The following is a 15,744-nucleotide window of genomic DNA, read 5'->3' on the forward strand; positions in this document are numbered from 1 at the left end:
CCTTATGTCTATCTTTCTCTGAGCGAATTCTCTTTCGCACGTAATATAGGTTTTAACCAATAATTCAGTACTGTTTTTTCTCCTGTAAGAATGTCTACCACAACCTGCATTCCCGGGATGATCGTAAACTTATCATCAACCTTGAAAGTAACGTTGGCACGGTAGTAGGCATTGCCCTCTTCATTTTGAAGTGCATCGGCGCTTACGTAGGTCACTTCTCCTTCTAGGCCTCCGTAAATGACAAAGTCATAGGCAGACAACTTTACCGTTGCCGGCAGGCCAGGCCTTATAAAGGCGATATTCTGAGGAGAAATTCTCGCTTCAACGATTAACGTGCTATTACGAGGGACTATTTCTAAAATAGGCTCACCCGGCTTAACCACACCTCCGATGGTTCTGACAAAAACATCTTTGATGGTTCCATCGACCGGAGAAAGTAACTGCGTTCGATTCAACTGATCCGCAATCGCCTGACGACTTTCATTGAGCTGCGCTAGTTGCGTCACAACTTCATTGAGCTGCCCTTGTGCCTCTGCCCTAAAAGCAAGCGCAGTACCACGATAATCTGCGATGGATTCAGAATACACAGCCCTTTGCTTTTGGGCAGCAGCTTGTGAACTCGCGATGTCTCCTTTGAGCTTTATAACGTCTCTATTCAGTTTTAATAATTCCACTTCAGCCACCGCGCCACTAGAAACCACCTCTCTCAACATATCTCGCTCTTTCGAGACAATAACCAGACTGCTTTTTAGTGTTTGAATGGTATTCAAGGTATCTAGATAAGCTTGCGATTGTTGCTCAATTCGCAATTTAGCCTCCTCCAGCTCAGACCAGTTGGCTCAACCGCTCAAGATAGTTTGCTTTGGCATTCAGATAGGCAGAGTGGCCGGTCATCGAAATATCAAATGGCTGAGGCTCGATACTCACTTGTTGTTTCCAATCCAGTTGGAGGCTATTCACTTTTACCGTTTCTAATTCAATTTGAAGCCTCTGCTTTCTGGCGAGCAAAGATTCAACTTGTTCAGAGGTCTCCGAATAGGTCGACTTAAACCTTGTATCATCCAGAATGGCGATGGTTTGCCCCTTAGTGACGCTTTCACCAGGCATGACAAGTAACTCCTTTAGAATGCCTCCCTCTAAGCTCTGAATCGTCTGAACAGACAAAGTAGGAACAACTTTTCCTTCGCCGACAACCACTTCGTCTAACCTCGCCCACGAGGCCCAAATAATCACACTCAGCACTAACGCGGCAGACAACCAAATCAACGTTCTCGAACGGTTTGCTAAATGAGCATTACTCCAACGAACTGTGCTCATCATTGACCTCCTTCGCGTACAATTGATACTGCGCGTACTCTGTTCGTCTTCGCGTTAGACTGTTGTTTAGCAAAAATTTCTTGGGGCGCTCCTTCCCTCAAAATTGTGCCTTTATCAAGCACAACAATTCGATCACAAAGCGATAATAAGGAATGTTTATGAGAGCTAATAATCATCGTCGTTGAGTGCGGCAACGATTTGAGAGCATTAAACAATGCATTCTCAGCAGGCTGGTCTAAGGAACTGGTTGGCTCGTCTAAAATTAATGCTGCTGGGTTTCGATAAAAAGCTCTTGAAATCGCTACAGCTTGCCTTTGCCCCCCCGACAAATAACGCCCTCCTTCTCCGACTTGCGTTTCTAGACCATGAGGAAGGCGACTCATGTACTGGTTCAAACCCGATAATTCTATCGCACGGCGTAAACGTTCTTGATCAATAACATGATGTCCTAATACTATGTTTTCCATAATGCTGCCGTATATAAGATGCGAATCTTGGCCAACCCAACCCGTTTTCTCTCTTATCAATTCGGCGGGCCAAAGCTGACTGTCAATGTCATCAAAATAAACGCTACCCTGTAAGGCACTGAGTTGATTGGTAATAATAGAAAGGAGTGTAGACTTTCCTGCTCCTGCACTCCCAATAACGCCAACGCGTTCGCCTTGCTTGATAGTAAGATTAATATCTCTCAAACATGGCATATCAACATCTGGGTATTGGAAGCTCACGTTTTCTAAACGTATATTCCCTGTAAATTCGGCAGACGTAATGACCTGACTGCGTTGCGCCTCCTGAGGTAAAGACATGATAGAATTTAAGCCTTCAACCGCTGTTTTTGTCTGTTGATAGCGAAGTAACAGCATAGCTAACTGGTTAATCGCCCCTGCAGCACGACCGCTAAGCATGACAATAGCAATGAGCCCCCCCATGCTTAGCAATCCCTCAGAAATTCTGTACACGCCTGTTACAAGTAACATTACGGTAATTATCTGCTGGCTAGATTGAATGGAGTAAGCAACGATATTCGAATAGTTTCGCGATTGATTTTGCCAATCAGAAAGCATTGATACCGTTTGCTCCCAACGCTTTTGTGCTTCTCCCGTAGCGTTATTTTGCTTAATCTCTTTTAAAGAGGACAATGAATCAAACAAGTGAGCTTGTCGCTTCATGGATAGTGCAGCACTTTCCGTATGTGATTGTTCTATTTTTGCTTTTACCGCAAAGCCAAGGATCAGCAGGATAAACATGACGGCAATAGGTATGAACATCATTGCCCCACCTAGCCAACCTATTAAGACTAAAAATAATAACGTAAATGGGAGATCAACTAAGGTCACAAGAGATGCTGAAGTAAAAAAATCGCGAACACTATCAAAATCTTGTAGTTGTCGAGCGAATGCACCGACTGATGCAGGACGGTGTTCAAGTTTCATCCCCATAACTTTAGAAAAAAGTATCGAAGAAAGCTTGTTATCGATGTACTTACCCGCGGTATCAGTGACAACTCCCCTTGCTTTACGCAATAGCCAATCAAAAATAATGATGACGGAGACACCAGCGACCAAAACCCATAATGTACTGAAAGCTTGATTAGGCACTACACGATCGTAAACGTTCATAGTGAAAAGCGGAATAACTAGCGCTAGCGTATTGATAAGGAAAGAGGCAATCAAAAGATCTCGATACCACGGAGACATTTCTTTCATTACGGCGAAAAGCCAATGTTCATTATAATCCGCTTGAATAGAACTTATCCGTTTGTCCAGCTCTGGACGCATAGAAACTTGCCATGCTTGAGGCTGGAATTGATTATGCAGTTCCTCACTCGTGACGTATTGCGTTTCACCTTGATCTTCACTAAATAACGTGACTTGATAATCGCTGTTATGTCGCTCAGATATAATAGCGGGTTGTAACGTCTTCCTATTGATTACCACCAATGGAAAGCTCAACATTGCGGTGGATTTTAAATCGATTAATGTGAGTTCAAGATCGGCTCGCTCAGCGGCTCTGATGAATAAGTCACTATCCAATCTACCCTCAACAAGAGGTAATCCAGAAAGCACCTTTTTTGTATGGTGTCTAACCTCAAAATAACGCATCAACCAAGTTAACGATTGCCCCCAAGGATCGTTAGTCAGCTCACTTGATGAGGATGAGTGATGCTTCATGACATACCACCTACTAGCAAGTTGTTGTCATCAATCATCTTCTGTAAGACATTTTCTTCGGCTACGCCAGTCGAGTCACCTTTGTAAAGCTGATCGAGAGTGACGCCCTGCATAAGAATCTGTTGTTTTGTCCCCGTCTCTTCTGGTTTTATGTGAAGCGTTACGCCATCATCATTCTCTGTTAAATCGAGCTTATTATCGACTTCTGTTATCGAGGTAGCGGTGATTATCGAGGCGATGTCAATTGTGTCATTATCATCACCAATAACGGATATTTGGAAATCGTTGATCACATCGTACGAGGGCTTTAACTCGTTACCGAGCCCTGAACTGTAAAACTGGAATACATCGCTGCCACTTCCTCCAATAAGCAAATCATTAGCATCTGTCGCAAGTAATGTTTGGCCCCCTTCTTCCACTAAGGTAACGTTGACTGTCTGAGCAGCACCTTCTGCGACTGTAGCACCCAGTGTTGCAATCGGTTTTATCGACAACGTAAAATCACTTGCACCGCTAAACCCGCCAACGATGGAAAGATCAGCGACATCCTCTTGATCAACAGCATAAATGCCGTTCAATCTTTCACCATGACTCAACTCTAGATCTGTTGGTAATCCGCGAATCTCCACACTTCCAAACTCTTCGGGTGCAGGATTGACTAAATTCATGCTCAACCCCAAAGGAATACTCCCAGACGCTTCAGACACAATAGACTGATAATCGGCCGTTAGTGTTGGCTCATCAGCTTCAGGGGTAACAACAATGGTTAGATCGGTAGTTCGCACATCTCCAAAATCGGTTTCGAGTGTCTCTGACACTATCGCTTGATCAAACGTTCTAACATTGAGAGCAACATCCATCGTTCCAAATGCATCCTTCGGAATGAACTCCAAACCTGACACTTCATTTGCTCGCACTAATACCGTCGCCACGGCATTGCCCGCGTCATCGAAGGTAAAGGATGAGAATTGAGTTCCAATACGAATCCTACCTAAGCCTTCCAATGCAGAGGGTTCAGAGCTTGCTTTGATCAACATCGACACTTCTATATATTCGTTGCTATTTGTTTCAAAACCGCTCGCTAAAAAGTCAATCGAAATGGAACCACCTTCATCTCCAGTGAACGTGTTAGAGGTTGTATTCAACGATACATCGTCGCCAATCGGTTTTACGCCGACGTTGAACTGAGAAGTGGTATAGTTATAGTCGTTTGATCCAGACTCTTGGGTAATAGCTTGCAGTGTTAGTGAAATATCCCCACTAAAATCTAGTGGCGGTAGAAAGTAAACCTTATCAAGTTGCGCTTGAGTTAGCTGCCACTCCTTGCTCTCACCATCCGTTGAACCGTTATCAGGGAGTAATTCGAACGTCCCATTATTGTCCCAAACCAAGACGGCTCCGTCTGGCACTCCTGTCATGACCAAAGACATCGACTCAGAACCATCTTGATCGATTAATGATGCAGATAAGTTTCCTAAATAAATATAATTATCTTCATTACCAACTACGTCTTCTGTTTCCAGAACCGCTTTATCAACCACTGGGGCAATGGTAACGGTAACTTCTGTTGATTTAGTTTGAGTATCTTCCGCACTGTCAGTACTTAAACAACTTCCCGTGACTTCATCAGTAATGTTTGCGTCAACGGAAATAACAAGCTCTCCACTGTAGTTTTCAGGTGGGATTAACTGAATTTCGTTTAGACGCGTAACATCTGTCACTACCCATGTTCCATCACCGTTGTCAATGAGTAGGCTCGGGTCCACGGCAGTAAACCGCGCATTCTCGTCAGACACCGATAAAGAAACCCAATTGACACTTTCAAGACCAGTCGCTGCGTCACCTTCTCCAGTAATGGACTGCATTGGCCCTTCACTATCGCCCAATACAAGAGCAAGATTCAGGTTGGTTATAGTATCTTCTTGAACCGTAACTTGGCTTGGTGCTATCGCGATATCATCGACAGCAGGAGAGATTTGTACCGTAATGGTCTGAGAGGTTGTTTTCGACTCACCATCGCATGGGGCCGTTTCTGTCACTTCTAAATTGAAAGTAATGCAACCAGCAAAGTCCTCATCCACGCCAGTAAGCGTCAAGGAAGACAATCCAGCGCTAGAAATTGAATAACCCAACAGATTGCCCGCATTATCATAAGCAGGTATCACCCCTTCGCCAGTAAGCTCGACTCCTTCAGGTAAAGAATCTGCGGCGACAAAGAAGGAAACTAAGTTATCATCACTACTCGCCACATCAGGGTTTAAAAACGCCCCAATTGAGACATCTTCACCTTCTTTACCTACAATATCCCCACTTTGAACGCTTCCTGGTTCACCAGGATCAGCACACTGGTCTCCATCTCCTTCATGGCCAGTAATTTGAATTTGGAACTGACCTGTGATGTATTGAGCATCCGTTCCATCTCGAACATACGCTAACACATTCACATCAAGTATCTCTGTGTTAGATGGGCTATAAATCGATGCGCTAGCAAGCAAATCTTGAGCGGTTTCCAACACGCTATCACTTGTGATTCCTTCCATTGGAATCAGCCAGTTCCCATCGGCATCTTGAGAAGCACCATTCGGATGAGTAACAATGAGGTCTTGACCCTGCGGTATCTGTAAAACGATGTAATCGAGATACTCTGAACCATCAATATCCGCTTCTGTAAATGTAATGCCTCCACTCACGTCGACAGCAGACCCATCCGTACTTGTGAATACTTCAGTCGCGCCTTCTAAACGTGTTTTGTCAATATCTTCATTACCAATATCCACTTTGCCAGAAACCACGACGCTCAAAGAACCATTGATTGCCTTTACATCAGTCTCCATCGTCGGAGACGTGTCTGTCACTTCGTACTGAACTTCCAGGCTAAATGTCCCACTTAGGTCTTCATTAGCTTTTACAGTGATTCGTCCACTGTTTAACAACTCAGATAATGTTGCCGAGCTACCATCAAGTAGTTCATTGAGTTCTAACGGTAAGTTACTTTCCTCTACTGCATTACCATCAAAGTAAAGCGTTAAGCCATCTGGAATGGATACAATGGTGTATCCTGTCAAGGACTCACTAGAATCTATATCTTGATTAACGACAGGCTCAAGATTTAGTGTGATGAAATTGTCCTCAATACCATTGCTTTGTAATTCTTGACCGTCAGTTTGATCAACAATAGGTGAGATTTCCATTTCCACTTTAAGAGGGGTTTCAGCAGAATCACCATCCGGCTCTGTTGAAACGACGATAACATCCATGCTCAGTGTTCCACTAAAATCTTGCTCTGTTTTGAGGTAAGTGTTTTCAAGAACAGCGTTTGAGACCTGATAAACTGGCCCCGTTATTGGGTCCACGTAAGCAACTGGAAGAACAATAGGGTCACCATTTACATCTGTCAGTTGTGTTCCCAAAGGGATGTTCTGAAGCAAGATATTAATTTCTTCTGATAGATCGTCGTCTGATGTCTGGATGATAAAATCCAGTTGTATCAGGTTATCTTCGTCTAACGTAGAGAGATTACTAATTACTTTAGTCGCTTGATCATATTGCCAATTCCCCTGTCCACCATCTAGGACAATTGGTTCATCGACCACGCCTTTTAGCTTAATGTCAATGGTTGCAGATTGGCTCTCGGCGGTTTCATTAAGAGGTGCTAAGCCATCAATAGTCGACTCTGTTGAAATGGCGGTTACTTGAAGGGATAGAGATTCAGTAAATGAGCTGATATCCGATTTTGGTTGAAGTAACGCCTCCGAATTGGCTAGAGCATTGGAGGTCACTAGGTAGGTATTAATACCGATAAGCGTAATCCCAGCTCCGACAGGCAATGTCCAACCATCTTGAACTTCTATGCGATAAGACAGAGACTCCGAGCTATCTGTGTCAGTGAGCCGCCCTAAGATGTACTCTTTTAAGTCAATCGCTTGGTCTTCAAGCCCCTGAATGTTTTTAACGGTCAGCGTAGGCACATCGGCATCTGGAGATATATCGATAACAACTTGCTCAGTAATCTCCGCTGTTTTATCTTGCTCATCGGCAAACACACTACCCGACTCAGTCGTTACTGCCGTTACATCAAAAGTAAATCTTCCGGCTAAGTTTTCGTTAGATGTGATTTCAATTTGATCTAACTCGGATTGGCTATACGCTTTCCCTTCCTCAATAGCACTTCCGTTAAGTGTTAATATAAGTCCATCTGGAATATTCGAAATTTGGTAGTGGAGCGTTTCAGAACCGTCTTGGTCAAACTTTTCAGCGACAATATTGAGTGAAAGTGATTCAGCGGAATCTTCAACACTTTGATAAGAAAAGTCCGAATCATTAGACCACTCTGGCAAATCTGCAACCGGTAAAACGTTAACATTTAACGTATTATTGCCTTGTAATACAAAACCATCCGGTTCGACATCAGATACGATTAATGCAGACACTGCTAACGAAACTTTGATAGTGTTGCCCGACAGGTTTAGTGCTGGTTGATAAGTGAGATCACCATTTGGAACAGTGAATATACCCACCCCCATTAGCTCTGTACCAGAAAGACTAATAAATCCGTCATTATCATCATCTTCAAGGCGCGCTCCGTCTAAAAACAGAGCCCCTCCTTGTAGAGATTCAACAGAGATCCTTATCGCTTCAACACGCTCATTATTCTCCGTATCCCCAGGAGAAACTCTAATCGGTAACGCGACTGGCGTAGGGTCTCCACTGTTATTCGCGCCATTATCTTCTAACGTATCTACATTAACGGTTCGAATAAAGCCCCTGGCATCATCAAGAATTAATTGAGCTTCACTGCTTGCTTGGTCACCGTCTGCATCCGTCACAGTTATCGTTAGATCATCAAGCAAACCACCTACAGGCGTATTAACAATAAGCTCGGTAGTTAGCGTAAATGTCCCATCTTGAGCAATAGTCAGCGTTCCATATTTTAAGTTACCATCACTACTATTGATTAAATCGATGGTCCAAGCATCATTGCTAAATACCGAACTCGCCGTATCGTATGTTTCACCTGCATAGGTCAAACTTGAAATCAACGTGCCATCTGAACTGATTAAGTCGGCATTATTGCTAAACCAGTTTCCCGAAAACTCATCCCCCTCGGTAAGTTCAATTTCTATTGGTGAGCTTGTGTCTTCAGGGATATCATCCACTACACTAACGGTATATGTCTCAGCTTCAGACTGGTCGCCATCCTTATCAACGGCATAAATTGAAAAACTGAGTTCTAATGTGTTCTCGTCCGCTGGAACACCGTCAGGTTCATCGTGTTCAAGTGCACGGTATAGATCAAACTCGACAGTCCCATCGGTATTAAATCTAATTCTAAAGACGTCTTGCTCGCTTTCATCTCTTGCATATAACCAACCATTCGAGTCCGGTGAATCAAGCGAAACCAAGCTACCACTACTTGTTTTATAGCCGAGCGCATTGAACATATCGATATTCACGCTCACACTGGCGATAGAGTCTGAACCTTGTAATAGCGTAATGGATGGTGACGAGCCCTCGATGCCAGAATCAAGCGAATCATCATTCAACCCGCTTTCATTGACTGTGATTCCCTCTGTAATTACTAGTTCCGGAAACAAGCCATCATAGACCAGTATGTTGGACTCCGTAGAGATCTCGCTTCCATCAGAATCTCTCGCCACGATGGGCATAGAGATCGACAATTGCGTCCCATCACCTAAAACATGGTCAAGCGAGTGATAAAGCTCTACAGTTATATTAACGGTAGACGTATCATTTGATGGCAAAGAGAAGTCACTAGGTAACGTGACCCTAAATACAACGTCTCCAGTGTCTGAAATTGCGTCAAAGCTTCCATCATTGTTATCGTACCAAGTGACAGCCTCTCCGTTATAAGTAACAGCATCACCAAGTGTAGTTTTGACAGTATCTCCATCATTTATGTCAACACCCAGATACACAATCGGATCGAATGATGACGTAACTATCACATCCGTATTCGCTATGGCTGAAACCCCATCAGGAGCAATGTTTGTATCGACAGGTGTTTCGGTTAACTCGACATTGCCACTATTGATTAGCGCTTGTCCATTGTCGTTATCTATAACATTAATGTCTAAAACGACCGACGTGTTATCTTGGTCTGAGTCGATTGCAGTAACAACGAGAGGTACGTTTGGATCAGTATTTTCTTGTTGGTCGAGAGCCTGAAAAAGCTCAAAGGAGTAGGTAATGTCGCTATTTGCATCAATAGGTAATGAAGCATTAAGGGTAGCTTGAAAGATGGGAATCTGAGTTTGCCCATCTTCGTCAAGAATATAACCATCAAGTGTTTTGCCATCCGCAGAGACTTGATAAAGCACAACTTGTTCACCACTCGTCAACAAGGGTTGTTCAGAGACGATGAACGACAAAGATTCGAGGTAATCACTGCCAACCTCAACTTGAAAATTCCCTGAGCTCAACACACTTCCATTTGCGAGATCAGATTCTTTTACTTCTACCCCATTCAAATTATTTAAAGTTGGGTCTGCGCCATCCTTTAGAACATAGTCAATTTCATTCTCTACAAGCGGTGTGGCATCTAAATCTACGCCACCAATGGTCAACGGGAAAGTGACCGTATCACTGCTATTGAATTGATCGATAGGGTGCTCAAGAGTAAGTGAAATTGAAGCTAATACATCGTTACCCGACTCAACGCCACTCAATGTTAACGTAAATACAGTGACACCATTCGCAAATGCTGTAATTTGCTTTCCACTGGAACTTAACGTGTAGCTAAGCTCATTATCAGAGACTGAGCTTGTAAGCCCTAATGCTTCTAACTTAGTAATAGATGACCCACCGAAATACAAACTACTCGGATCCGGATTGTCAGATCCCGCGACAATATTGACAGTTCCTTCAAAGTTCAATATCGGGCCATCCAAAGGGACTTCTGTTACGTCTATAGTCGCATTGCCTACGTAACCTGCTTGTCCATCAGTAATGTCAATGGTCGCGTTAGCCAAGCCATAGTCTTGGGAGTCATCTGCAGCTAAATAGCTGAAAGAAACACTTTGCTCGACCGAATGATCTAGGTTTCGACCTGCATCAAACTGCCAAGAGCCATCAGAAAATACGGTTAATTCGCCTTTTTCTAAACTAAAACTTACGGATCCCCCCTCTAGAATTGACTTCTGCTCCCCGCCAGCCTCTACAAATTTCACATAAAGTGTTCCATCAAGATCAATATCATTTTCAAGTAGATTGCCCGTAATTGTTTGATCTTCTAAGACTGAGTATGTGTCATCTCTAATCACCGGATCAGAGTCATAAATAGTAATCGTTAACGGTGCCACAACCGTCTCTTGTGTACCATCAGCATCACTTTGAGTGCTTTCAACCAATACGTTAGTCACCAGCTCATCTTGACCTACACCATGATCAATCGCTTCATAAAAAGTAATTTGAACCGTACCATCATCATTGACTTCTGCTGAGAAAACTAATCGGTCGTCAGTCGATGTTCCTTGTAAGCTCAACCCATCTTCTGCAACAACAACGTTAATAGATTGACCGACCGATGTAAGCGCACTCAAACTTGGTTGCTCTGCATGCAGTGCTGGCACACCATTTTCTATGTTGATGGCTGCCGAGCTGCTTTGCTCACCAAAAAATCCAACGATGTTTTCAGAAAATACCGTTGAACCGGGTAGCACTATTGTCGGCATGGTATCGACCGCATGGTTGCCGGCGGCATCCAACACTTCAGCTTCAATGGTCCACGTGCTGTTTAGATTGAGAGTGTTTACGTCAATTCCGGTTACTGTCCACGAACCTGATGCATCAACAAGGCCAGTAAAATTCAGCGTGCTGTCTCCGTCACTTACCCGAATCGTCACTGCCAGACCTTGCTCTACACCACTGGTTGTCCCTCTCATTTCCGTGACTATACCCTCACGGAAATCATCAATGGCAAGGCCACCGCTAATATAAAAATCCGTATCGATATCAATGGTGGGAGCAGTGGCATCTATGGTCGTAGCCTCATCCATTGCTTTCGCTTGGTTGCCCGCTACATCATTCACGGAGGCAGATACGGTTAACGCCCCATCGGCTAACGTGGATAAGTTCGCCCCTTCGACTTGCCACATACCATCAACGACAACGGCATTGAACGAGAGCATCACCCCCAAGCTGTCTTGAACCGTGACAGAAACCGTCTGACCATTTTCAACATCACTGACTTGCCCTGACAAAGTGACAGATTGGCGCTCTTCAATGTTTAAATAGCCGTCTCCGCCATCGTCAACGTCCACCGTCACACTTGCAAGCGTATCTTTGATGATGGTGTTTTCACTGGTTGCAGGGTTGCCCGCTATATCTATACTCTCAGCAACAACTGTCAGCGTACCTTCAGACAACCCAGAAAGGTCAACGTCGTCCAGAGACCAACTTCCACCAGTCACCACCGTTTCTAAGTTTATGACCGCTCCTAACGAGTCGGTTACAGTAACTTGGATACGCTGGCCATCTTCAATGTTTTCAATCGTCCCTTCGAGGCGAGTAGTCGCGATTTCGTACTGATTTAAATACTCATCCCCTCCACCATCAAAATTGACGTTCACCGTTGCAAGCGTATCTTTAATGGTCGTATCGACGGCGTTCAGGTTATTGCCATAAATGTCAGAAACCACAGAAGTCACCGTAAGCGGCCCTTCAGCAAGAGAAGACAGATCAACGCCTGATAGGGTATACGCCTCATTCTCTACGGTCGTTGTAACAGTAATGGAATTATTGAGGCTGTCGGTAATGGTGATAGTAACAAGCCACTCATCGCTTATCTTGAGTGCGTCACCTTGAATCGTGACACTAGGAACTTCAAACTGGTTTTCGTATCCATCGCCGCCATCAAGAATATCCACCGTTAAAGAGGCATCATCGTTCAAACCTTCAATTGCCTCTAAGGTAATATCCAATGTTACGGAGGTGGTGTCACCGTCTGAATCTGTTGCATTAACTAACAATGGTATATCCAGGATTTGATCTTTTGACAGATCGAAAGATCGATATAATTCAAAGGAATACTCTATTTCACTACTCGACTCTAAAGGTAATGTGGATAATAGTTTCGATTGAAAAATATTTACTTCCACCCCACCTTCTAAGATATAGCCAGTAATTGTCGTACCGTCATCAGACAGACGGTAAAGCAACTCACTTTCACTACTCACTAATGTGGGCTGGTTTAATTCGCTAAATCGAAGAGAGTCAACATAATCACTCCCGATATCGAGTTGAAGGCTCCCAGTCTTAAAGATTGCCCCACTTTCTAGATTAATCTCCTCGATTGCAACAACAGTCAAGTTGCTCAACGTAGGATCAACACCATCTTTCAACACGAAATCAATTTCATTCTCTACAAGCGGTGTGGAGTCTAGATCTGTCCCTCCAATGGTCAGCGGGAAAGTGACCGTATCACTACTATTGAATTGGTCGATAGGATGATCAAGAGTAAGCGAGATTGAAGCTAGTACATCGTTACCCGACTCAATGCCACTCAATGTTAACGTAAATACAGTCACACCATTGGCAAATGCTGTGATTTGCTTTCCACTGGAACTTAACGTGTAGCTAAGCTCATTATCAGAGACTGAGCTTGTAAGCCCTAATGCCTCTAACTTAGTAATGGATGCCCCACCAAAATACAAACTAGTCGGATCAGGGTTATCAGAGCCAGCAATCACATTAACACTGCCTTCGGTGGTTAATAATGCCTCTCCCAGAGGTACTTCTGCTGTGTTTATAGTAGCGCTGCCTACATAACCCGCTTGGCCATCTATAATGTCGATAGTTGCGGTTGCTACACCGTAATCTTTTGAATCATCGGCTGCGAGATAATCAAAAACGAGACTTTGCTCAACCGTGTGATCTAAGTTGCGACTGGCATTCAACTGCCAAGAGCCATCTGAAAATACGGTTAATTCACCCTTCTCTAGACTAAAACTTACTGAGCCACCATCAGGGACAGACTGGATCTCTCCTCCGGCTCTGACATATCGAATGTACAAGTCACCATCAATATCAATGTCATTCTCCAGTACATTGCCAGAAATGACTTGGCCTTCGGTTACACTATATGACTCATTTGCGATCACTGGATCGGCATCAAGGATGGCGATTTCTAGGGGGGCCACAACCGTTTCTTGTGTACCATCAGCATCACTTTGAGTGCTTTCAACCAATACGTTAGTCACCAGCTCATCTTGACCTACACCATGATCAATCGCTTCATAAAAAGTAATTTGAACCGTACCATCATCATTGACTTCTGCTGAGAAAACTAATCGGTCGTCAGTCGATGTTCCTTGTAAGCTCAACCCATCTTCTGCAACAACAACGTTAATAGATTGACCGACCGATGTAAGCGCACTCAAACTTGGTTGCTCTGCATGCAGTGCTGGCACACCATTTTCTATGTTGATGGCTGCCGAGCTGCTTTGCTCACCAAAAAATCCAACGATGTTTTCAGAAAATACCGTTGAACCGGGTAGCACTATTGTCGGCATGGTATCGACCGCATGGTTGCCGGCGGCATCCAACACTTCAGCTTCAATGGTCCACGTGCTGTTTAGATTGAGAGTGTTTACGTCAATTCCGGTTACTGTCCACGAACCTGATGCATCAACAAGGCCAGTAAAATTCAGCGTGCTGTCTCCGTCACTTACCCGAATCGTCACTGCCAGACCTTGCTCTACACCACTGGTTGTCCCTCTCATTTCCGTGACTATACCCTCACGGAAATCATCAATGGCAAGGCCACCGCTAATATAAAAATCCGTATCGATATCAATGGTGGGAGCAGTGGCATCTATGGTCGTAGCCTCATCCATTGCTTTCGCTTGGTTGCCCGCTACATCATTCACGGAGGCAGATACGGTTAACGCCCCATCGGCTAACGTGGATAAGTTCGCCCCTTCGACTTGCCACATACCATCAACGACAACGGCATTGAACGAGAGCATCACCCCCAAGCTGTCTTGAACCGTGACAGAAACCGTCTGACCATTTTCAACATCACTGACTTGCCCTGACAAAGTGACAGATTGGCGCTCTTCAATGTTTAAATAGCCGTCTCCGCCATCGTCAACGTCCACCGTCACACTTGCAAGCGTATCTTTGATGATGGTGTTTTCACTGGTTGCAGGGTTGCCCGCTATATCTATACTCTCAGCAACAACTGTCAGCGTACCTTCAGACAACCCAGAAAGGTCAACGTCGTCCAGAGACCAACTTCCACCAGTCACCACCGTTTCTAAGTTTATGACCGCTCCTAACGAGTCGGTTACAGTAACTTGGATACGCTGGCCATCTTCAATGTTTTCAATCGTCCCTTCGAGGCGAGTAGTCGCGATTTCGTACTGATTTAAATACTCATCCCCTCCACCATCAAAATTGACGTTCACCGTTGCAAGCGTATCTTTAATGGTCGTATCGACGGCGTTCAGGTTATTGCCATAAATGTCAGAAACCACAGAAGTCACCGTAAGCGGCCCTTCAGCAAGAGAAGACAGATCAACGCCTGATAGGGTATACGCCTCATTCTCTACGGTCGTTGTAACAGTAATGGAATTATTGAGGCTGTCGGTAATGGTGATAGTAACAAGCCACTCATCGCTTATCTTGAGTGCGTCACCTTGAATCGTGACACTAGGAACTTCAAACTGGTTTTCGTATCCATCGCCGCCATCAAGAATATCCACCGTTAATATAGCATCGGGATTCAACCGCTCAGGAGCCTGAGTCTCAGAAGTTGGGTTCTCTCTTTCTTGCACTGCTGGCCTAGTAACATAGCCATTAGAAACGAGTTGCTCAGGTAAAACAGCGCGAATATAGGCAACAAAACTTAACCCACCAGAAGACTCACTAAAATCTCGAACGCTCTGATTAAAAGTGGATTCAATACCGTTTTGAGATGCAATTAAAAGATCATTCGAACTCGATTCATCCTCACTTGTTGTATCTTCATTAAATGCAATATCGAGAATGTCAGTATTAAGAACAACCACCTCTACTTCTGGAACTAATTGTTCGTTGGGCAACATTTGGATCCAAGAACCGTCACTTAAAACCGCCCAAAGAACATTACCGATTTGAATGTAGAGTATTGGCTGCATAATTCGCCCCATATGAAACAACGAACTTTAAGTATGGTCGACGAATATGACTGTTCAAATGAAACTAGAAAAAACATGGCCCTAAATGGCTCTAATGAGATATTGAACCAAAAACATAC

General features: G+C 44.1%; 2 protein-coding genes and 1 pseudogene. All 3 read right to left on the minus strand.

The window, feature by feature from the left end; genetic code table 11:
- Window positions 1-8 precede the first annotated feature (8 nt).
- Window positions 9-1,320, minus strand: a pseudogene (locus tag R8N49_RS06220) (HlyD family type I secretion periplasmic adaptor subunit).
- Complete coding sequence (locus R8N49_RS06225; RefSeq protein WP_258489207.1) at window positions 1,317-3,488, minus strand: type I secretion system permease/ATPase; 2,172 nt, start codon at window positions 3,486-3,488, stop codon at window positions 1,317-1,319. The pseudogene R8N49_RS06220 and the gene R8N49_RS06225 overlap by 4 nt, the downstream one beginning before the upstream one ends.
- Window positions 3,485-15,625: an Ig-like domain-containing protein gene (locus tag R8N49_RS06230; RefSeq protein WP_318189881.1), complete on the minus strand. Its 12,141-nt coding sequence runs from the start codon at window positions 15,623-15,625 to the stop codon at window positions 3,485-3,487. The genes R8N49_RS06225 and R8N49_RS06230 overlap by 4 nt, the downstream gene beginning before the upstream one ends.
- Between the last annotated feature and the right edge of the window lie 119 nt (window positions 15,626-15,744).

The organism is Vibrio sp. 1978, assembly GCF_033344345.1.

Coding starts and splice junctions, on each gene's coding strand:
- R8N49_RS06230 (WP_318189881.1), bottom strand. CDS start 15,625: ATGCAGCCAATACTCTACATTCAAATCGGTAATGTTCTTTGGGCGGTT.
- R8N49_RS06225 (WP_258489207.1), bottom strand. CDS start 3,488: ATGAAGCATCACTCATCCTCATCAAGTGAGCTGACTAACGATCCTTGG.